The sequence below is a fragment of the Clostridium tagluense genome (assembly GCF_003865095.1).
GTDB classification, from domain to species: Bacteria; Bacillota; Clostridia; order Clostridiales; family Clostridiaceae; genus Clostridium_AD; species Clostridium_AD tagluense.
Genome location: NZ_BHYK01000009.1, coordinates 159643 through 179411 on the forward strand (window position 1 = coordinate 159643; position 19769 = coordinate 179411).

The 19769-nt window shown below is 30.1% G+C and carries 20 protein-coding genes and 2 pseudogenes; all 22 read left to right on the top strand.

Annotated features, from left to right (window positions below; translation table 11 throughout):
• Positions 1–104: 104 nt before the first annotated feature.
• The 22 genes and pseudogenes from Ctaglu_RS10175 (at position 105) to Ctaglu_RS10280 (ending at position 19663) form a co-directional block, all read left to right on the top strand.
• Positions 105–668 carry a nucleoside/nucleotide kinase family protein gene (locus tag Ctaglu_RS10175; protein ID WP_125000897.1) on the top strand — a complete coding sequence of 188 codons (564 nt, stop codon included), beginning with the start codon at positions 105–107 and terminating at the stop codon, positions 666–668.
• A gap of 524 nt (positions 669–1192) precedes the next feature.
• Positions 1193–1711, top strand: a complete 519-nt coding sequence (locus tag Ctaglu_RS10180) for a GNAT family N-acetyltransferase (RefSeq protein WP_125000900.1) — start codon at positions 1193–1195, stop codon at positions 1709–1711.
• 176 nt (positions 1712–1887) lie between these two features.
• On the top strand, positions 1888–2889 hold the full coding sequence (locus Ctaglu_RS10185; protein WP_125000903.1) for a hypothetical protein: 1002 nt from the start codon (positions 1888–1890) through the stop codon (positions 2887–2889).
• A 670-nt stretch (positions 2890–3559) separates the two neighbouring features.
• Positions 3560–4204 (top strand): hypothetical protein, encoded by a 645-nt coding sequence (locus Ctaglu_RS10195; protein WP_125000909.1) that lies wholly within the window; start codon positions 3560–3562, stop codon positions 4202–4204.
• Positions 4205–4540: 336 nt separating this feature from the next.
• On the top strand, positions 4541–5353 hold the full coding sequence (locus Ctaglu_RS10200) for a DUF4037 domain-containing protein (RefSeq protein WP_125000912.1): 813 nt from the start codon (positions 4541–4543) through the stop codon (positions 5351–5353).
• 398 nt (positions 5354–5751) lie between these two features.
• Complete coding sequence (locus tag Ctaglu_RS10205) at positions 5752–6450, top strand: tyrosine-protein phosphatase (protein WP_185732657.1); 699 nt, start codon at positions 5752–5754, stop codon at positions 6448–6450.
• A 350-nt stretch (positions 6451–6800) separates the two neighbouring features.
• Positions 6801–7328, top strand: coding sequence for a GNAT family N-acetyltransferase (locus tag Ctaglu_RS10210; RefSeq protein ID WP_125000919.1), 528 nt, complete (start codon positions 6801–6803; stop codon positions 7326–7328).
• A 279-nt stretch (positions 7329–7607) separates the two neighbouring features.
• Positions 7608–8003 carry an NAD-dependent epimerase/dehydratase family protein gene (locus Ctaglu_RS10215; protein WP_125000923.1) on the top strand — a complete coding sequence of 132 codons (396 nt, stop codon included), beginning with the start codon at positions 7608–7610 and terminating at the stop codon, positions 8001–8003.
• A gap of 150 nt (positions 8004–8153) precedes the next feature.
• Complete coding sequence (locus Ctaglu_RS10220) at positions 8154–9185, top strand: M23 family metallopeptidase (protein ID WP_125000926.1); 1032 nt, start codon at positions 8154–8156, stop codon at positions 9183–9185.
• 272 nt (positions 9186–9457) lie between these two features.
• Positions 9458–10018 carry a GNAT family N-acetyltransferase gene (locus Ctaglu_RS10225; protein ID WP_125000929.1) on the top strand — a complete coding sequence of 187 codons (561 nt, stop codon included), beginning with the start codon at positions 9458–9460 and terminating at the stop codon, positions 10016–10018.
• 14 nt (positions 10019–10032) lie between these two features.
• Positions 10033–10254, top strand: a complete 222-nt coding sequence (locus Ctaglu_RS26175) for a GrpB family protein (RefSeq protein ID WP_267901270.1) — start codon at positions 10033–10035, stop codon at positions 10252–10254.
• A gap of 501 nt (positions 10255–10755) precedes the next feature.
• Positions 10756–12444, top strand: a pseudogene (locus Ctaglu_RS10240) (serine hydrolase domain-containing protein).
• A gap of 166 nt (positions 12445–12610) precedes the next feature.
• On the top strand, positions 12611–12832 hold the full coding sequence (locus tag Ctaglu_RS25905) for a hypothetical protein (RefSeq protein ID WP_233439742.1): 222 nt from the start codon (positions 12611–12613) through the stop codon (positions 12830–12832).
• Positions 12833–12853: 21 nt separating this feature from the next.
• Positions 12854–13828: an alpha/beta hydrolase gene (locus Ctaglu_RS10245; protein ID WP_233439743.1), complete on the top strand. Its 975-nt coding sequence runs from the start codon at positions 12854–12856 to the stop codon at positions 13826–13828.
• Between the two features lie 49 nt (positions 13829–13877).
• Positions 13878–14633 (top strand): annotated as a pseudogene (locus Ctaglu_RS10250) (D-alanine--D-alanine ligase family protein); the annotation flags it as partial.
• Between the two features lie 339 nt (positions 14634–14972).
• The gene (locus Ctaglu_RS10255; RefSeq protein WP_125000941.1) at positions 14973–15599 is read left to right on the top strand and encodes a histidine phosphatase family protein; all 627 of its coding nucleotides are present in this window, start codon (positions 14973–14975) and stop codon (positions 15597–15599) included.
• A gap of 679 nt (positions 15600–16278) precedes the next feature.
• The gene (locus Ctaglu_RS10260) at positions 16279–17220 is read left to right on the top strand and encodes a GNAT family N-acetyltransferase (RefSeq protein ID WP_125000945.1); all 942 of its coding nucleotides are present in this window, start codon (positions 16279–16281) and stop codon (positions 17218–17220) included.
• Between the two features lie 175 nt (positions 17221–17395).
• Complete coding sequence (locus Ctaglu_RS10265) at positions 17396–17932, top strand: GNAT family N-acetyltransferase (RefSeq protein ID WP_125000948.1); 537 nt, start codon at positions 17396–17398, stop codon at positions 17930–17932.
• A 149-nt stretch (positions 17933–18081) separates the two neighbouring features.
• Positions 18082–19020: a hypothetical protein gene (locus Ctaglu_RS10270; RefSeq protein ID WP_125000950.1), complete on the top strand. Its 939-nt coding sequence runs from the start codon at positions 18082–18084 to the stop codon at positions 19018–19020.
• 76 nt (positions 19021–19096) lie between these two features.
• Positions 19097–19198: a metallophosphoesterase gene (locus tag Ctaglu_RS25115; protein WP_185732658.1), complete on the top strand. Its 102-nt coding sequence runs from the start codon at positions 19097–19099 to the stop codon at positions 19196–19198.
• A 50-nt stretch (positions 19199–19248) separates the two neighbouring features.
• Positions 19249–19455, top strand: coding sequence for a hypothetical protein (locus Ctaglu_RS10275; RefSeq protein ID WP_125000953.1), 207 nt, complete (start codon positions 19249–19251; stop codon positions 19453–19455).
• 25 nt (positions 19456–19480) lie between these two features.
• Positions 19481–19663, top strand: coding sequence for a hypothetical protein (locus Ctaglu_RS10280; protein ID WP_125000956.1), 183 nt, complete (start codon positions 19481–19483; stop codon positions 19661–19663).
• Positions 19664–19769 lie beyond the last annotated feature (106 nt).

The following is a 19769-nucleotide window of genomic DNA, read 5'->3' on the forward strand; positions in this document are numbered from 1 at the left end:
TTTTTGCTCTGGTTCGCCAGGGCTTTTTAAATTTTAGACCAAGTCTAATAGAATTTTAAGGGATCCTTTATTATTAAGAAAATTATTAGAATTGGAGGATTACAATGAACAGCAAAAAGACGTTAGTAATTGCGATTGCAGCAGTTTCAGGTGGTGGAAAAACAACTATTACAACTCAGTTGAATAAAAAATTGTATAATTCTAAAGCGTTATTCTTTGATGATTATGAATTTGAAGGTCCCGATGACATATGTGATTGGCTTAAGAGAGGTGCAGATTATAATGAATGGAAATTGACACCTTTAATTAATGACTTATGCTCTTTGCTTTCTAATCCTGTTTTATCATTAGACTGCATATTACTTGATTATCCATTTGCTTATAAACATAACAAAATGCGTGAATATATAGATTTCACAATATTTATTGATACACCACTCGATATTGCAATGGCTAGGCGTATACTTAGAGATTTTAAAGGAGTTTCTTCTGACAATATACTAAAAGACTTAGATATTTATTTATCATGTGGAAGATTAGCTTATTTAGAAGCGTTGAATTCAATAAAAGCAAATTCTGATTTTATAATAGATGGCTCGTTATCTGTAGATGTTATAGTAAATCAGATTTATGAAAGAATTAATGGTATTTCTAAAGAAATTCATTAAAGTCAAGAGTTTTACATGATTAAAACTTAGTATTCAATAACAAGCATAGGTTGATGCTGACTTTTCCCTTAATTGAAATGATCCTACCATCGCGATGTATTGGTAAAAAAATACAGTGCAGATTAACTCTACCTGAAACATAACAAAATGTTGACGTCCGCCTTGAATGGTGGACTTTTTTTATGTAGCAATGTGTAAATTTATGGTTTATAATCTATATATAGGTTATCGTTTTCCGCCATCAAGGCACATTTTCCGGCCCAAGTGCGCTCGCACTAGGGTTGGGAAACGTCGCCAACATGAAACGTTAGAAGAAATGCTCCGATGGTCCGGTTCAGTGACGTTGGAAATACAAGACGTTAGTGGAAATGGCATATTAATTAAAGTTTTTGTTTCGCACTAATTTATTAATCAATACTAGTTTGTAAAAAAAATCAGGAAGGATAAATTATATGATATGTAGATAAATAGTAATTTAATGCAAAGATAAATTTAATTAGTGTAAAAAAAGGAGATTGATAAATATGGTAACGGAAGATATTATAACAAATCGTTTAATTATAAAAAGCACACGAGAAGAAGATGGACCACTTTGTCTTAACATTTGGTTAGATGATGAAATGGGAAAATATTTATCTGACCCTCCTCGTGACAAGGCAGATGAAGATGAAATGAATTTTGCTAAAGATATTGAAAATCAGAAAGGTTGGTATCCGTTTATTGCTGTTTTAAAAGAATCTGGTGAGTTTATTGGGACATGTAGTGTAGTTCCGAGCGATGATAACAAACATTTGGGACTGGGGTATTGCGTACATAAGAAATATTGGAGACAAGGGTATGCAACGGAAATGATTAAAGGTTTAATTAATTTTGGATATCGTAATGGTGGGAGAAAAATTACAGCAGAGGTTGCCCAAGAAAATGAAGGGTCTAATGCTGTTTTGAAAAAGTTGGGGTTCTATGTTGAAAAGGAGGGGGCTTTTAAAAAGCGTGGAACTGATATTGTATATGACGAGTATACCTATAGACTTGACTTAGAATAAGGTGAGAGTTTGAGTTTTAAGGTGTTTAAAAAATTTTAATACTAAAGCGAATATTTGTCATATTTTATGGATTATTTAAAGGAATTTATAAATTATTAAGTGAGGTAAGAAAATGATATTTGAAAAATTAGATGAAAAGTATATAGAAGATGTAGTAAGAAATGGGGTAATAAAATATGGATATGCAAAAATTCTATTCCATGTGCTTACAAGGGAATGTACTTAAAGCCATTGAATATTTAAAAACATTTAAGGATAAAAACGATGATATTCTTATGTTAATAGAACAATATGAAAAACGCTTTTTAACTGATAATGAAATTTATGAAATTGACTCAGATGATTCATGGGTAAAAGATGTATTAAATTGTTATTTGCGTTATTTTCGTTCTGTGTTAATTAATAATTCTATAGGACAGGCTGAACACCGTTTAATTTCAAGTTTGTCAAAATTGGTAACCATTAATCAGCATTCTAATTTAGATGAAATAGAGTTAGAATTAGAAAATATATTTAAAGAGAAAGGATATTCATTTTTAGGTGGAGTGACATCACCATTTAGAGGACCTTATATTTGGAAGAATACTCTGAAGAAAGAGTTTAATGTGTCCTTACCTGATGGTAAGCAAGAGGTAGTAGTGTACTTTATCACTGATTTTTTAATGTTAAGTTGGGCGCATTTTGCTACAATGGGAAAACATTATGCAGGGGGATGGGCTAAACCAGAAGGGCTATATTACGTTAATAATGGAGTCGAAAATATAGATACGAATTCTACCGAGTTTCAAGTATGGTTTTTAAAGCATGAAGCACAACATTTAAGTGATTATAAAAATTTTCCAAATTTAAACGGGAGCAATTTAGAGTACAGGGCAAAATTGATTGAACTTATTTATAATCCCCAGCCGTATAACTTAATAGAAAAATTCTTAAATCAATCAAAGAATGACAAGTCTATACCACATTCATATGCAGCATATTCAATTATAAAGCAACTATCTTCTTTAATATTTGGACAAGAGTATGTTTATGACAAGGATCAATGGAAAAATATAAAATCTGATTATATTTCTAGCATTGCATCCGAGTTATTTATCAAAAATAATAAAAGTTTACATGAATCAGGAAATGAAACAGAGGGCCTGAAACTCCCACACATAAATGAATGGGGTTCTTGAATACTAAATAACTTCTTTTATACTCTCACTTATAATAAAAACTATAAATTACAACATATAAAAACTAATTATTTTCTTCAAGAATTTCACTATCAAGCATCACAATTGACACATTAACGATAGTATATGGCTCGTTTTAAAACCTAAGTATATTATATCGTACTAAAATAACCATGTCTAATGGTATATTTTAGTAGTGCTATCCATCCCACACCTAAAGAGAGTGGGCTTTCCGCACAAATTCTTTGTAATTTTTCAAAATGTGAATAATTGTATATTTATAAGAGGGTAGATTAATGTATTCTAATGCTCTTTCAACCGGGATTTCTAATTTTATATTATTTGTAGTTGTAAAACAGTCCTTTGCCACCAATAGGAGGTTTCTGTCTATGTAAGTTATAACTCCGCATAAAAAATAGTGATTTAAAAGAAATAGGGGGGATATTAAAATGTTTGATCTAAGCGTTTTAAATGCGTTTAAAACTGTGGGAGCATTTATATTGTATCAAGATACAATTCTTAAATAAAGGTGGTAAACTTATACAACAGAAACAACTTGATTATGACATGGAGATGTATGCAGGAGTACATCCAACATTTTTAAATAAATTACTGCGGGATAAAAATGATTTAATTAAAATCTATTTAAAGGTAAAGGAGGAAAAATGATATGAAAGGTTTATTTTTATGTGGGTATGGATGTAAACCGTGGATATGGGAAAATATCGAGAAAAGTTTCCGCGATGATGAACATAACATAAAGTTTATAGAATGGCCAACAAATTTAACTAATTATTTTAATAATATCTCTGATTTTTCAACATGGGTAAAAGATAATTTCATTATTGAAGATGAATATTATGATTTTATAGTTGGACATAGTATGGGAGGTTTAATAGCATTACATCTTTCTACTTTAAAAAATGTAAATTTAAAACATATTGTATTAATTGAGTCTTATATAACAAGTCCTGCGAAATTTTTTCAGAACTTATTAATGGAAGATACGAATGATACTATAAAAGAAAACGTTACAAATATGCTAAATCAAGAATCTAAATACTATTCACCAATTTTAAGAAATCAACTTCAAAATTTAGATTTAACTTGGATGATTAATATGGCAAACAGCAATATTCATTTCATATATGGTGATAGAGGCATTAATAATAAAGAAATAGTAATAAGTCAATTGGGTATAAATCCAATTATTCAGAAGCATATTGATATTGAAATAGTATCAAATTCATGTCATTTTCCTATGATAGAAAGTAGTGAGAACTTATTAAGTGTTTTAAAAAATATTATTAAATAATTGATTAATGATAACTGGAGTAGATTTTGCTTAAAGTATGGTAGCTAAAACTACGTATAACAAATTGTTGCAGTTTGCCTTGGCTAGAGAGTGATTTTATAAGGTATCGTCATATACTCAAGTATGGTTTAACCCAAGAAAATGATAAACCAACGCCAAGGCACATTAGTTCACAAGCGCGTCGAGCTAAGGTTCAGAAACGACGGCAACACGAAATGTTATACGTAATTTAGATTTAGAAATTGATTGTTCAAAAGTTATTGGACATGGTTTTATTAAGACGCAGTTGTAATTTATCGCAAATCAAATTTCATATTTCTAAAAGGGGGAGATAACATGGTTCATGATACAGAGAAAATCATAGATACATTAATGAATAGTATTTCGGCAATGAGGGATGTGCAATCAATTGGCATAAGTGGTAGCAAAATTGAGCTTCCCAAGGCAGGAGAGAGTGATATTGATGTTTTTATATATTGTGATATGATACCTGAATTTGAGAAGCGGCAAGCCATGATAAATCAATTAGGAGAGCAGATACAAGAATGTAAAATCAATGTCTTTAAAGAAGGACATTGGGGAATAGGAGATTTTATACTTATAAATGGTATTGAAACTTGGTTAATGTATTTTACAGTAAGTGAAACTTTAATTGATGTAGAATCTATACTCAATGGTGAATATCCAGACAAATTGGATAATTATTATTATCCTATAGGTCGATGTGCCATGTTAAAAAATATCAATGTTTTATACGATAAAAATGATTTTTTATATGCATTGAAAAAAAGATTATCCGAGTATCCTGACAAATTGGCAAAAATACTTATACAATATCATTTGGATGAACTCGAAGATACAGAAGACTTAGAACGTGCTGTAATCAGAAAGGATGTATTTTTTTATCATTTTGCAATGGATATTGCAATTGACCATTTCCTTCAAGCACTGTTTGCTATTAATAGAACCTATTTCCCAAGCCGAAAAAGAACACTTGATTTTATTAAAAATTTTGATATTAAACCCGAAGGATGTAGCGAAAATTTATTAGAAGTTGTTAAGTTAGGTAGTTTTTCAGAAGGTATTAATCAATCTTTTATGTTGTGGAATAATGCGGTTAATGAATTGAAAAAAATGGATAATATCTAATGCTATTAATTTACAATTTTCATATATTGCACCACAATAATTATGTAGTATGAAACATATTCAAGTATAACTGGAGTAGGTGTTGCTCAAAGTGTACTGTCAAAAACGACCTATAACAAAATGTTGCCGTCCGCTTTGGCTAGTGGACTATTTTTATATAGCAATGTGTAAATTTATGACTTATAATCTATATATAGGGCAACTGATGATCAATCGCCAAGGCACATTCCTTCGACAAGCGCTTCTCGCTGGGGCTTATGAATGACTTGAGTGCAAAACATTATACGGAATTTATAACAAAAAAGTGATTGTTCATAAGTTTTTGGCTTTGATCTTATTGAGACGTAGTTATTAGAAGAAAGTATTATTAAACAATGTATAATAAAGGAAGTGGATATATGCGTAGATTTTTATTAAGTAACACTCTTAACACACGTGATTTAGGTGGTTATCCCATAGATTGTAGAAAATCAACCACATATAAGGTATTTCTGCGTAGCGATGTGCCAATTGAAGTATCAGATGATGATATAGAACTATTATTATCCAATAATATAACAACAATCGTTGATTTGAGAAGTGATGATGAGGTTCAAAATAAACCTTGTGCTTTAAAAAATGATAAGAAATTTGAATACTATCATTGCAAAGCACATGGAGATGGATGTTTGCCTGCAAGCGCTTACGCTGTTCCAAATTCATACTTTGAAATGGTAGACGAGCAAAAAACTGTACTTAATATCATGAGAGTATTTGCAAAAGCTAAAGGCGGTGTTCTTTACCATTGTACAGCTGGGAAAGATAGGACAGGAGTAATTTCAGTATTGTTGTTGCTATTAGTTGGTGTTTGCAAAACAGATATTTTAGCTGATTATCAGATTTCGCAAGCATATTTAGGCTCTATGTTACAACAGTTTTGTAAAAGTAATAAGAATGTTGACGTGAATATCATAACTCCGAAAATAGAATATATGGAAAAATTTTTGGATATGTTCCAACAAAAATATAACTCAGTAGAAGAATATTTTTCTCAAATAGGGTTAAGTGATAGTGAGGTATTGCGCTTAAAAACGAAATTAATAAACTGTGTTGGGTAATTATAGTATTTACAATTTAATACACATTTTTCACATATTGCACCATAATTATTATATAGTGAATCATATCCAAGGATAACATTTGTCATGAAGGGTAAAGAGGATTTATTTCAAAATAATAAATTAAGGTTTCCAGTATTGTCTCATGCATAATTAGCATTATCATTAATAATTATTATGACGAACAAAAGCAAAAGGATCTAATGGGATCGGTGTCTGGGGTACGAGACATTATATGGGATTTAGAACAAAAAGGTAATTGCCATAAGTTATTTGGAATGATTTTTTAAGATACAGTTGTTATCTTATGAAGATTATTTGTATTTTACATTAATTGGAGGGATACACATATGGATATCATTTTTGAATTAGGAAAAGCAAAAGATATTGATGAATTAGAACAGCTTTATAACGATTTAAATGACCACTTGGCAAAGGGAGTAAACTATCCTGGGTGGAAAAAGGGTATATACCCTGTTCGGCAAAATGCAATTGATGGAGTTAAACATGGCAATCTCTATGTATCGAAACATAATGGAAAAATTGTTGGTTCTGTTATTTTAAGCCATGAACCTGAACCTGCATATTATAAAGCTAAATGGGAATTTGAGTTTGACTATGCAGATATTTTTGTTGTATATACATTTGTAGTGCATCCAAAATTTTTGAACTGTGGTGTAGGCAAAGCATTAATGGACTTTTCTATTGAACACAGCATTAAGTCCCAAGCTAAATCAATTAGGTTGGATGTTTACGAAGATAATATACCTGCCATTAGGCTGTATGAAAAATGTGGTTTTAAATATATTGATACAGTTGACTTGGGACTTGGAGACTACGGGTTGAACTGGTTTAGACTATATGAAAAGTTACTATGAGATAATGAGCATAATCTAAACGCAATCGTTAAATCACATTAAGGTAGAAAGCTTAAAAGTTTTTAATGAACAATAGTAATTAAATATGAAATAAAGATTATTTTGACTGAATCAAATATAGGAAATAAGTGACAGTAGCAATTTATATCAAATCAATTTCAGTAGCTTTTGATGAATAGAGTTACTCACATTTTTTCACCAAGCGCGTCTTGCTAAGGTTCATGAATGTTGTCAAAAGCAATATTAAGAGTAATTTTTTATTAAAGAGGAGAATAAAGTATGAAAATTTTAGTCATGGGTGGAACTGAATTTGTAAGCAGTTCATTGACAAAATATTTGATATCAAAAGGATATATCGTGGATATATTTACAAGAGGGATTAAGCCTCCTAAATATGCTGGAATTAGAAAACATTTAAAAGGTGATAGAAAATCAATTGAAGATTTAAAAGTAAATATTTCAAATGAAAAATATGACTATATTTTTGACACCTCAGCATATGAAATGAAAGATATGCAAAAATTAATTGGAATTTTAAATAAAGAGAATTTAAAAAGATATGTGTTTTGCAGTTCTGGGTCAGTGTATATACCTTCAGATGAGATGGTTACAGAAGAATTTATACGAGGTGAAAATGCAAAAATGAATAAAATTGATTTAGTGTTAGAAATATAGAAAGGACTACGCACGTTATAGTTTAGTTCCGCTAATAAAAAAGTGATAGTACGCATTTATTCTAGTAAGATTTTGCGTATTAACATAGAACTCAACTTAAGACCATGGTAAAAGATATATATATATTTAAACTTTGAAAGGATGTAGAATATGAAGGTAAATCGTACAATAGCTTTAACTTTCTTCTTTATGAGTATAATAGTAATACCTTTATTTTTTTTAGGATGGATTCTAATTGGACGAGATAGCAGTAAATTAATATGGTTAATGAAGATAGTAATTTCTGGTTTATATATGCTACTAATCTTTATTATAGGTTATTGGGGCTTTATTTGTTACTATTTAAGGTATTTATTTGGAGTTTTATATGTTATAGTTTCTGCTTTATCAATTTCAGATATGGTAACACTACCGTTTATATACGAAGAAAATGTTACAAAGTTTGTATATAATAATGGTTTTTATATTTTTATTTACTTGTTGGTTGCAGGTACCATGCTACATTTCATAATAAAGTCAATAACTGCATTATCTTACAATGGGACTTCAATAAGTCTTGCGTTTCCTTTTAAAAGTGGAACATATTATGTATTTGAAGGTGGCAATAGCAAAAAATGTAGTTTGATTAACTATCATTTTGCCGGTTCTTCGCATACAAAAAATAATGTTAATAAGTCAATGCAATATGCCACAGATATTGTGAAACTTAATTCTATTGGAAGTTTTGCGAAAAATATATTGCCAAAACAAATAGAAAAATATGCTATATATAAAGAAGCTATATATAGCCCTTGTAATGGAACAATTATTGAAGTAGTAGACAATAGAGATAATGAGGAGCCTTTTTCAGGCAACCATCCATACAATGTGGGTAACAAAATCGTTATTCAGAGTAAAGGAATAAATATTGTAATCGGACATATTCAAAGGGATAGTATAAAAGTAAAAGTTGGAGATTTTGTAAATGAAGGTCAACATATAGCTAATGTAGGTAATTCCGGACTTACTGAATTTCCTCATCTTCATATTCAAGCTATGAAAGTAGTCGAAGGTTCAATATGGAGTGGAGAGGGAATACCAATTCTATTTGATGGTAAGTTCTTGGTTAAAAACACATTGATTACAAAAATACAAACAACATTTGATTGTATTCATATGTATTTTTTTTATATTATTCAATAAGAAGTTTAAGGGTAACGGATATCAATTAAAATAAGCGAAGAACATATCTCATCAGATAATAAAAAATCCCCATTCAGATTAGCTTGAAAAGATAGCCAAGCTACACCTGCGAAGTCTCGCTAAGCTTCTCAGCGTTGGGAAATAGTAACGTTATGCATGATTTTAGATAAACAGAGTGACAGCTTAAAAGTTTTTAAATTTGATTTTATTGAGATGCAATTGTAGGATAGGATGAATTATAACTAATTTATGAAAAATTAAGGGGGATTACTATGTATCAATTATATGAAACAGAAAGGCTTGTTTTAAAAGTTATAGATGGCTCGTTTGCTGAATTAGTATTAGATTATTTTAATAGAAACAGAGAACATTTAAGAGAGTTTGACTCATTAAGAAGTGAGGATTTTTATAAAGCAGAAAATCGTAAAAAGGCAGTAGAGCAGGAATTGATTGATATAACTAATGGTAACCAATTAAGACTATGGATTTTTAAAAAAACAGATATAGGTTTTGAGAAGATAATCGGAACAATTTGTTTTAGTCATATAATTAAGAGTTTTTGCTTATCATGCTATGTAGGTTATAGCATTGATTATAGTGAAACAAATAAAGGCTATATAACAGAGGCATTAAAGAAAGGAATAGACACTATATTTGATGAATATAAACTTCATCGAATCGAGGCTACAGTAATGCCTAAAAATATATTGTCATTAAAAGTGTTAGATAAACTTAACTTCAAAAATGAAGGTTTATCTGAAAAATATCAAAAGATTAATGGGAAATGGGAAGACCATCTTCATATGGTTTTATTAAATCCAAGAGTTGAGTAGATATCCAACCAGGTCTGGCTAGGTTCAGGGCCCTATTTAGTTGGAAACGTTATAAGGAATTTAGAACGAAAAAGTACATTGCTTTTCGAAATTATTTGAGAACACACAAGGAAGATAGGGAAAAATATAGTGTAATTAAATTACAAGCAGCAATAAAGTATCCAACAGATATCGATAGTTATATAGAAACTAAAAGTCCTTGTATTACTGAAATTTATAAGAAATGTGGGTTATGAGAATTAGCATTAAGATGTGAAATTAACGAATATACAATACGAAGATGGGAATCAACCTTTGAAATCAAACAATATTTTGAAGAAAAGCGACACAACTAAAAAATAAAATAATAAAATTAAGGGCACCGGAGAGGGTGTCTTTTTAATTTAAAGATATATGGATAGCTAGGATATTTTTTATAAAAGGAAATAGAACAAGTGTGTAGGAAGTTTGTTGAAGAATAAGCAAAATGCGAATTAACTATTGAAAATGAAAATATAAATAATATGGCACTTAAAATGTAAGTATTTTTCATGTATAACAAAAAATGCATGTGCTTTATGAGGTAATATGCTATAATTATCATTAGTTGAGTTAAAATTGTAAGTTATTATAAAGAAAAAAACAATTTAATCATAAATATTTTAAAGATATTAATGAAGCTTTAAGTTATGTGAAGAAATTGATCAGGGGTGAAAAATATAATGGCAACATTTAATATATTAACTAAAATTGATGAAATGTGTAAAAAGTATGATAGGAAGGATTATCCAGGGATTGCTATTGGAGTTGTTGAGAATGGTGAATTGATATTTTGCGAAGGGTATGGTGTGGCTAACTTAGACTATGACATCCCAATTGATGGGAATACCGTATTTCATGTTTGTTCTATTGCAAAACAATTTACAGCAACTTGTATCGCTTTGCTGATAGAAGAAGGTAAATTATCATTAGATCAAGATATCAGGAGTATATTTCCTGAGCTTAAGGATTGTGGTAATAAAATTACGATATCTAACTTGCTGCACATGACAAATGGATTACCTGATGTATATGATACAGCTAATTTGGTGTGTGGCATCCGAGAAGATACAAATATCACCCGTGATGAGTTTTGGAAATATGTTACAGCATGCGATTGGGCGTTTTTCAAGCCGGGAGAGAGGTGGAGCTATGGTAATACAGGATATTTTATACTTGGAGAGATAGTTTAAGCTGTAACTAAAATATCATTAACCCAATATGCAGAGGAGCATATATTTAAACCATTAGGTATGAATAATACTTTTATCAGAGATGATCGTACAAAAATCATTAAAAATAGAGCAGCTGGATATTCAAATTATGATTATGTGCATTTTAATGACAGTTATGAACGTTATTTTTCAAGGCATGACACAATTTCCATTAATGAAGAGAATGTAGAAGTTGGTGGTGCTGGCCAGCTATGGACAACTGTACGCGATTTTTATTTATGGGATAAAAATTTTCATAATAATATTCTAGGAAAATCCTCAAAAAAATTTATAGAAGTATTGACAACATCTGGATTGTTAAATGATGGGGAAGAATGCGGATATGGTTGTGGCCTGTTCCTTGGCAAATTTTATGGTAATAAGTTAATACAGCATGGAGGATGTGCGGGTGGGTATAGTGCATATTATGCACAATTGCCAGAAAAGAAATTATCTGTGATTGTTTTTGGAAATCACACGGATTTCTTTCATGATATTGATGTTTGTAATGAGGATGGCGGATTAACGCATGGTATTCTAAAATTATTAATCGGTTATGAGGATGGAAGAGCCAGCAAGGACGAGAATGAGTCAGCTGAAACAAATATCAATCAAGTGGAATTTGATTTGGACTTATCAGGAAAATATATGGATCCAATCAGTAGTTGCATATGGAACATAAGAAAAAAGAAGGATACTTACTATGTAGAAGATTATTTAGGAAATAGCACTAAAATTTTTTATTATGGTGATGGTGTTTTTAAATCAGCTGATAAAAGCAAAACATATACAGTAGTAGAAAATAATAAACATGTACCAGAGGGTATTCAGTTACATAGCAGAAAAATTGACAGAATGTTTTATCCTTTCTGTGGAGAAAAAATTGATGATTCTGAGTTAAAGGTATACGAGGGAAGCTATTATTGTGAAAATCTTGGCGTCTCATATAATGTTATAGTTGATAACCATAAATTATTTATAAGTAATGAGAATCGCCATAATAATGCGTTGGATTTATATTATACATCGGCAATCAGAGATACTTTTATAAGTGCACCTAATAATTATATTCCTTATTATTGCACGACTTTCAGTAGAGACGCTAATAATGAAATAATATCATTTTCATATCGAGATGACGAAGAAACCTTACGAGAAAATTTTGTATTTGTGAAGATGAGAATCAACTTTTGAAATTAAACAATATTTTGAGAAAAAGAAAGGTAAATTATGAACTTATAAAAATGCAAAAATACTTTCTATAAATATAATTTCAACTATAAAATATTTCCATTCGCCTTTGGTAGTGGACTATTTTTATATAGTAACGTGTAAATTTGCGAGGAGGAAAAGATTTACTATGGAAAAAACTTTGTTAAAGAGTAAAATAATTATGAAGTTAGAAGAAAATTTTCAGCAAGTAAATAATCAGGCGATGGAAGAGTTTTTGTGGCAAATAGAGCATAATGGTACTCCATTAATAGAGAAATTAGAGTGCGATTTTGAAAATGACTTAGTTACCTTTGTTTATAAAGCTGATGAAGAATACGAAAATGTAGTGTTTATACCTCCAGTAGGGTGAGAAAATTTATTAGAGAACAAAATGGAAAGATTTAAGAAAACAAATTTGTGGCATATAACTTATAAGGTGAGAAATGATGTGCGTTTTAGGTATTATTTTTCTGTAAACGATTCATTTGATGATGATTGGGAGAAACGATTTGAAAATTTAGCATATGATAGATTCAATAAAAATATAACAATTTTTAAAGATGATAAGGGAAAAGAAGATAAGTTAAGATCTTATGCAGTAATGTTAAACGCGGAGGAACATATCTGGGTTAAAGAAAGAAATAACGTGCCTAAAGGAAAGTTAGAGGAACATAAATTTAAAAGTGAAAATTTAGAAAATCCTCGTAGAATTAGAATTTACACGCCTCATGAATATAGTCAAAAGAATAAACCTTATGGATTTCTAGTTTTGACTGATGGCGATGAGTACATTAATGTTCTATCCGCAGTACAAGTATTGGACAATTTAATAGCTGATAAAAAGATACCACCTATAATTGTAATATTCATTGATTCAACTGAGACTAGGGTTGAAGAATTAAAGTGTAGTAATGCATTTACAGATATTATAGTTATAGAGTTAATTCCATGGGTTAGAGATAAGTACAACATTTCAAATAAAGCAGATGAAGCTATAATTGGAGGACTAAGTTTAGGTGGATTAACAGCAACTTATTTAGGATTAAAACATTCTGAAATCTTTGGAAAGGTACTTTCTCAGTCTGGTTCTTATTGGTATAAGCCGGAAGGCTTTGAATGTGATGACAGTAATTGTTGGATGAGTAATCAATTTAAAGCAATAGGTAAATTACCGCTTAAGTTTTACTTAAATGTAGGGGTTCTTGAAACTAAAGATAGAATGATTGATACAAATATAAACTTAAGAGATGTGCTAATATCCAAAGGATATACTGTTGCCTTTGAAGAATTTAAAAGTGGACATGATTATTTGTGTTGGGGAGAGACTTTAGCCAATGGCCTAATCTCACTTATTGGAATGAAATAGAACATTTTTCGTTTTAAATACTTAGTAAAAAAACAGAAATAAGGTAGCACTTTGTCAGTTTGCTGATGTTGTTTTTATAGCACTACATGGCGCAATGGGTGAGAATGGTCAAATACAGGCAACTTTTGATGTAATGGGAATTAAATATACTGGGACTGGATATATCGGAAGCCTCCTTGCAATGGATAAAGATTTAACTAAGAAGCTGTTACAAAAGGCATGTATTCCTACAGCTCAATGGTTGATTTTCAATAAAAATTCAATATCAACAGAATATATTCTTGAAACAATTGGGTTGCCGTGTGTAGTTAAACCTTGTAGTGCAGGATCGAGCATAGGGGTATCAATTGTTCATAATATTGAAGAGCTCGAAACAGCAATTACTATAGCTAACAAAATTGAATCAAGTGTACTTATTGAAAAAATGATATTGGGTAGTGAGTTTTCTGTAGGTTTATTACAAGGTAAGGCATTGCCCGTAATAGAAATAATACCAAAAGAAGGATTCTATGATTACAAGAATAAATACCAAGCTGGATTAACTCAAGATATATGTCCTGCAACTCTTTCGGAATATGATACAAATAGAGTTCAAAATTTAGCGTTAAGAATATCTGAAATTTTACGACTAGGGACATATTCAAGAATGGATTTTATTTTAGATGGCAGTGGTGAATTTATATGCCTTGAAGCTAATACGCTTCCAGGGATGACACCTACAAGTTTAATTCCACAAGAAGCTTTGGCTAGTGGTGTTTCATATATAGAATTGTGTAATAGCATTGTTACTGCTGTTATAAAATAACCTATATACCATATTACATAATATTGATATATGGTTAATGTGAAGTGGAGCATTTAATAAACGACATGCGGTGAATATTATTTTTCATATAAAAGTGTAGTATCGTCTAATTCATTTAGTAGTAAATATATTGATTTAAGAAATAATATTAAGCTGGTTTATCAAGAGCCTGACGTGTTTTCTAAATACCATGTTGTTTATCATGGCCAAAAGTATGGACATTATTTTTATTCCTCTAAGAATCTCTAAGTCTAAGCAATATTAATGATATTAAAAATGAGTAAACAAAGGAGCTAAGGAGTTTCCGTGAATGATCAATCTATACAAGGGAGGTAAAAGATGAGAAAAATTATACTAATTCAGCATTGTCAATCAGAACATCATATCAATAACTTGACAGGCGGGTGGACAGACACCCCCCTTACTGACTTAGGACGAAAACAAGCTGATTTGCTTGGTGCAAAATTGAAAAATGAAATAAGTACAGAAGAATATACCTTGTATTCATCAGATTTATTAAGAGCAAAACAAACGGCTGATATCATTGATAACTATTTAAACTTAGGAGTAATAGAAGAGTTTGGACTAAGAGAAATTAATAATGGTATTGCAGCATGGAAAACAAAGGATTGGGTAAAAGAAAATGAAATTCCTATGCCAGAAGAAGGTTTTAATATAGACCACGAACCATTTTTAGGTGGAGAGACTTGGAGACAGTTTTTTCTAAGAGTTAGCAAAAGCATGGAAGATATTTATAGTTTGAATCGAAAGAATTTAATTATTGTTACACATGGATGTGCTTTATCATACATAATAGCATGGTGGCTAAAATTAACACCAGAAATGTTAAATTATACAGTTTTTTCTGCTTCACCAGCAAGTATTTCTATGTTATTAGAATGTAGGTTTAATCAAAGAGTATTAAGAATATTGAACTATACTTCACACTTGACTAAACTGTCTTAGTTAGCGCAGTTGTAATACTTTTTTTGATTTAGGTTTATTGGAAATTAATTATAAAAAAATATATTAATTGCTTCTATGGTACTAATAATTATTACTGCCGTTTCTTTGTTCTATACTATTAATAATACCATAGATTTTGAGTTCAAGACTGGCGCATATTTTGGTAAGCTTGACTTGAAAATATAGCCAAGCTACACCTGCGAGACTAAGCGAAGTTTCACTAAGATTCTCTGCAGTGGGAATTAGAAACTTTAGTTAAAATTTTAGAGAAAAAGAGTAATTGATTAAGAGTTGTTAGATTTGGTTTTATTGAGGCACAATTTTATCATAAAGCATAAGAGATTTTATGTTTAAAGAAAGGGAAAATCCTTTACGAATCTGGTTTAAATGTTACTGTAGGTGATTTAATATTTGTGCACTTTAGCAAACTAGATGCTAGAAGAAATTAAGTTAATTCTAAGGATTTCATTTGGCAATTTGAATGATAAATGCTTATTAGATGGTGATGAACTCTTGAAAGAAGCAAAATCCTTTTAATACTCAATATTCTTATTTTACACTGCAATTATTATATAGTATGGTAAGCGATATTTTGCTAAAGTGTTTCACAGTAATATAAATAGTATAATACTGGCTTAATCTTATATTATAAATCAATTTAAAATTGAGGGGGAAAAGTATGAATGAAAAAATAAGATTAGAAGTTGCATTAGATGCTGATGCAAAGCAAATAAGAAATATGATGATTGATGTTGAAAGAGATGAAACTGATAGATGGTATGATAATGGTGAAAGGCCTTTTATACCTGGTTATAATTCTGTTGATATGCAAAAATATCATATGCGAGATAAAACCTATTACAAAATAATCTATAATGAGGTTCTTGCAGGTGTTTTACTTATATCTTATACCGGGAGAGAACATGCAAGAGTTGACCGTTTATACATAGACCCAACATTTCAAAATAAGAGTATAGGTTCAAAAGTTATTACTCTTATGGAAGAAATGTATCCTATGGTAAAGATATGGACGCTTGATACAATTCAGAAAAGTATTAGAAATCATTGCTTTTATGAAAAAAATGGTTATGTGAAGGTAGGAGAGGATGAAGAAGACAGATATTACCGCAAAATAATAGGTGATGCAATTAATGATTCATATGTATTTCATTCAAATGAAGATTTTAGCAATCAAAATTTTCGTGGGTGTAATATGCAGAATGTTGATATTCATGACGTTAACATGTGTAACTCAAGGTTTTCTAATCTCGATTTGGGAAATGCAATATTTCAGAATGCTAATGTATCAGAATCACGATTTAGCAATGTAAATATGAGCAGTTCAATATTAGGTGATTCTAATATGAACAAAATAGAAATCTGCCATGTATCATTGGCTGACGCTTACATACACGATACTAATTTAGGTTTTCAGACAGAAAAAGTACCACTTACTATAGAAAGATGTGAATTAATTAATAGCAGAATTATTGACTCAAACCTACAGAATCTTTCTATTAACAATTGCAATATAGAAGGAATGAGCATTAATGGATTACTTGTAAGTGACCTTATTAATATATATAAGGCTACATGCAAATCCAAAGATACTAATATCTAAAGGTTGTATAAGACGAACTAGTAGAAAGTAATTAACAGCTCATCAGATAACTAAATGTTGCCGTCCACCTTGGCTGGTGGACTTACTAATTGTGTGCCAATTATAATCATAAAATAAGTAAATACAATCCATTTAGCGTATACTACACGAAATATATTAAGGAGGAGAAAAAATCATGGAAATATTTGAAAATCATATTATTAGATTAAGAGAGGCGACGCTAGAAGATGCAGAAGAATTATTAAGAGTAACAAATGATGAAGACGTTATGAAATATTATGGGATAGAGCCATACATAAATATAAAAGAAGCGGAAGAAGAAATTAATTGGTTTCTAAGTCTTTTTAAAGGAAATAACGGAGTAAGGTGGGTAATAGCGGATAAAAAAACGAATAAATATATTGGAGATATTGGTGTTTTTGATTTAGATAGACAGCATAATAAAATTGAAATTGGCTTTAAACTAAAAAAGGAATATTGGAACAAGGGAATAATGACTGATTGTATTTCTGAACTTTTGAAATTTAGTTTTTGTAACAAGAATTATAATAGAGTACAAGCAATGGTTGATCCAAGAAATACAGGATGTAAGAAAACTTTAGAAAAATGCGGATTTAAATTAGAAGGATTACTAAGAGAATATGAATTTGAACATGGTGATTACGTTGATTTGCAAGTATATTCAATTTTAAAAAGGGAATATAGTAAATAAGTTGTGAATTCGCAACGTTATTTGAAATTTCAGGTCAATGGAAATTTCTGTTTAAGCATTTAGTAATTTTTATTTTTAGTCATACGAATATAAGTTAAAATTTTAGAGTATTGTGTACAAAAAAGTCATAAGACGAGAGGAAGTTTAGCATGTTTGAAGAACTTAACAGGGAACTTATAAATGCCAAAGAAAAACTATTGAGAAAAAAGAAATTTCAAAGTTTGGTTAACCAGACTAGAGAATCATTACAAAAAGAATTAGATAGAAAGCTAGCGCTGGAAAATATTCTTAAAGATGAGGATAATGATGTTAAAAAACTTGAATCATTAAGTATTACTAGTATATTTTATTCGATACTTGGGAGTAAACATCAACAGCTTGAAAAGGAGAGGCAAGAATTGCTTTCTGCTAAGCTAAAGTATGATGAGTGTTGCAAATCAGTTTTAGCATTAGAGAGGGAACTTGTATCTTATAAATCCTCATTAAACAGTCTACTTGGCGTAGAGTGTGAATATGAAACTGTATTGAAGCACAAAGAAGAGTTTATACTGAAACTAAATGATGGTAATTCTCAAAAGATACTTCAACTTATAGACAACATAGCTGACCTTGAAGCACAGAAGAAAGAATTGAAGGAAGCAATTGCGTCAGGTGATGCTGTACAAATTGAACTTGGACGTGTAATAAATTCTCTTGGAAGTGCTGAAGGTTGGGGAAAATGGGATATACTCGGTGGAGGGTTACTTGCCACTGCGGCTAAGCACTCACATATTGATGAAGCTAAGGAATATGTACATCATACAAAAATTGCATTGATACGATTCCAAAATGAATTATCCGATGTGAATTTAATAATGAATATAGAAATAAATATTGGTTCTTTCGAAACATTTGCAGATTATTTTTTTGATGGTCTTATATCTGATTGGGTTGTACAATCAAGAATTTGTGAATCATTAGACAGTGCAAAGCGTGTTGCAAACAATGTAGACAGTGTAATAGGTTCATTGAAAGAAAAGTTCAATAGTATACAAAATGACTTGCTTTCAACAGAAGAAAATATTAAATTGCTTGTTGAACAAGCATAGCTGTAGATTGAAAAAACCCATAGAATTATAGGTTGTTTTGTAAATAATCTTTATCAACAGGGGATGGAAGTATCTTATGAGAATTGCAGTAGTTGCTGATATACATAGTAATCATATTGCTTTTGAAGCAGTATTGAAGGATATAGATAGTAGAGATATAGATATGATTTTTTTCTAGGTGATTATATTTTTGGAGGTTATGGTTCAAATGAAACTGTTGATTTGTTAATGCATTACCAAAAGCAAAAGCAAAACCATTTAATTATATCAGGTAATATTGATGAATTAATAACTCCAATAGAACAAAATGCTGATTGGATATATCCAGTAAATAAGCAAATATACAAGGAACTAGGTATAAAGCGTATATCATTTTTGAAGTCTCTTCCAGCTAAAATTTTAATAGAAAATGTTTTTAGAAGAAGATACTTCTAATGATATGTTAAAGGAGGTTTTAGCGGTGGATTCTGTTATAAGAAAAGCTGAAGAAAGACTAGAATGGTTAAGTAGTGATGAAGAAACAATAAAACTCTACAAAGCAAGAGAAGAATCTCTTATTGAAAAGATGAGTTTACTAGACGAAGCAGAGGAAAGAGGAATTAAAAAAGGAAAAATAGATATGGTGTTAAACGTCAAATTATAACTAATTGAAACGTCATTTTATTTCTATTATTAGTAGGTGATTTACGTCAGATTATCCCTATAAAATTACTTTATCAGTAAGAAAAAAGCATTTTATTAATATGATT

Excerpts from the sequence above, each read along its gene's own strand:
- Ctaglu_RS10175 (WP_125000897.1), top strand. The coding sequence starts at position 105 with ATGAACAGCAAAAAGACGTTAGTAATTGCGATTGCAGCAGTTTCAGGT.
- Ctaglu_RS10180 (WP_125000900.1), top strand. The coding sequence starts at position 1,193 with ATGGTAACGGAAGATATTATAACAAATCGTTTAATTATAAAAAGCACA.
- Ctaglu_RS10185 (WP_125000903.1), top strand. The coding sequence starts at position 1,888 with ATGGATATGCAAAAATTCTATTCCATGTGCTTACAAGGGAATGTACTT.
- Ctaglu_RS10195 (WP_125000909.1), top strand. The coding sequence starts at position 3,560 with ATGAAAGGTTTATTTTTATGTGGGTATGGATGTAAACCGTGGATATGG.
- Ctaglu_RS10200 (WP_125000912.1), top strand. The coding sequence starts at position 4,541 with ATGGTTCATGATACAGAGAAAATCATAGATACATTAATGAATAGTATT.
- Ctaglu_RS10205 (WP_185732657.1), top strand. The coding sequence starts at position 5,752 with ATGCGTAGATTTTTATTAAGTAACACTCTTAACACACGTGATTTAGGT.
- Ctaglu_RS10210 (WP_125000919.1), top strand. The coding sequence starts at position 6,801 with ATGGATATCATTTTTGAATTAGGAAAAGCAAAAGATATTGATGAATTA.
- Ctaglu_RS10215 (WP_125000923.1), top strand. The coding sequence starts at position 7,608 with ATGAAAATTTTAGTCATGGGTGGAACTGAATTTGTAAGCAGTTCATTG.
- Ctaglu_RS10220 (WP_125000926.1), top strand. The coding sequence starts at position 8,154 with ATGAAGGTAAATCGTACAATAGCTTTAACTTTCTTCTTTATGAGTATA.
- Ctaglu_RS10225 (WP_125000929.1), top strand. The coding sequence starts at position 9,458 with ATGTATCAATTATATGAAACAGAAAGGCTTGTTTTAAAAGTTATAGAT.
- Ctaglu_RS25905 (WP_233439742.1), top strand. The coding sequence starts at position 12,611 with ATGGAAAAAACTTTGTTAAAGAGTAAAATAATTATGAAGTTAGAAGAA.
- Ctaglu_RS10245 (WP_233439743.1), top strand. The coding sequence starts at position 12,854 with ATGGAAAGATTTAAGAAAACAAATTTGTGGCATATAACTTATAAGGTG.
- Ctaglu_RS10255 (WP_125000941.1), top strand. The coding sequence starts at position 14,973 with ATGAGAAAAATTATACTAATTCAGCATTGTCAATCAGAACATCATATC.
- Ctaglu_RS10260 (WP_125000945.1), top strand. The coding sequence starts at position 16,279 with ATGAATGAAAAAATAAGATTAGAAGTTGCATTAGATGCTGATGCAAAG.
- Ctaglu_RS10265 (WP_125000948.1), top strand. The coding sequence starts at position 17,396 with ATGGAAATATTTGAAAATCATATTATTAGATTAAGAGAGGCGACGCTA.
- Ctaglu_RS10270 (WP_125000950.1), top strand. The coding sequence starts at position 18,082 with ATGTTTGAAGAACTTAACAGGGAACTTATAAATGCCAAAGAAAAACTA.
- Ctaglu_RS25115 (WP_185732658.1), top strand. The coding sequence starts at position 19,097 with ATGAGAATTGCAGTAGTTGCTGATATACATAGTAATCATATTGCTTTT.
- Ctaglu_RS10275 (WP_125000953.1), top strand. The coding sequence starts at position 19,249 with ATGCATTACCAAAAGCAAAAGCAAAACCATTTAATTATATCAGGTAAT.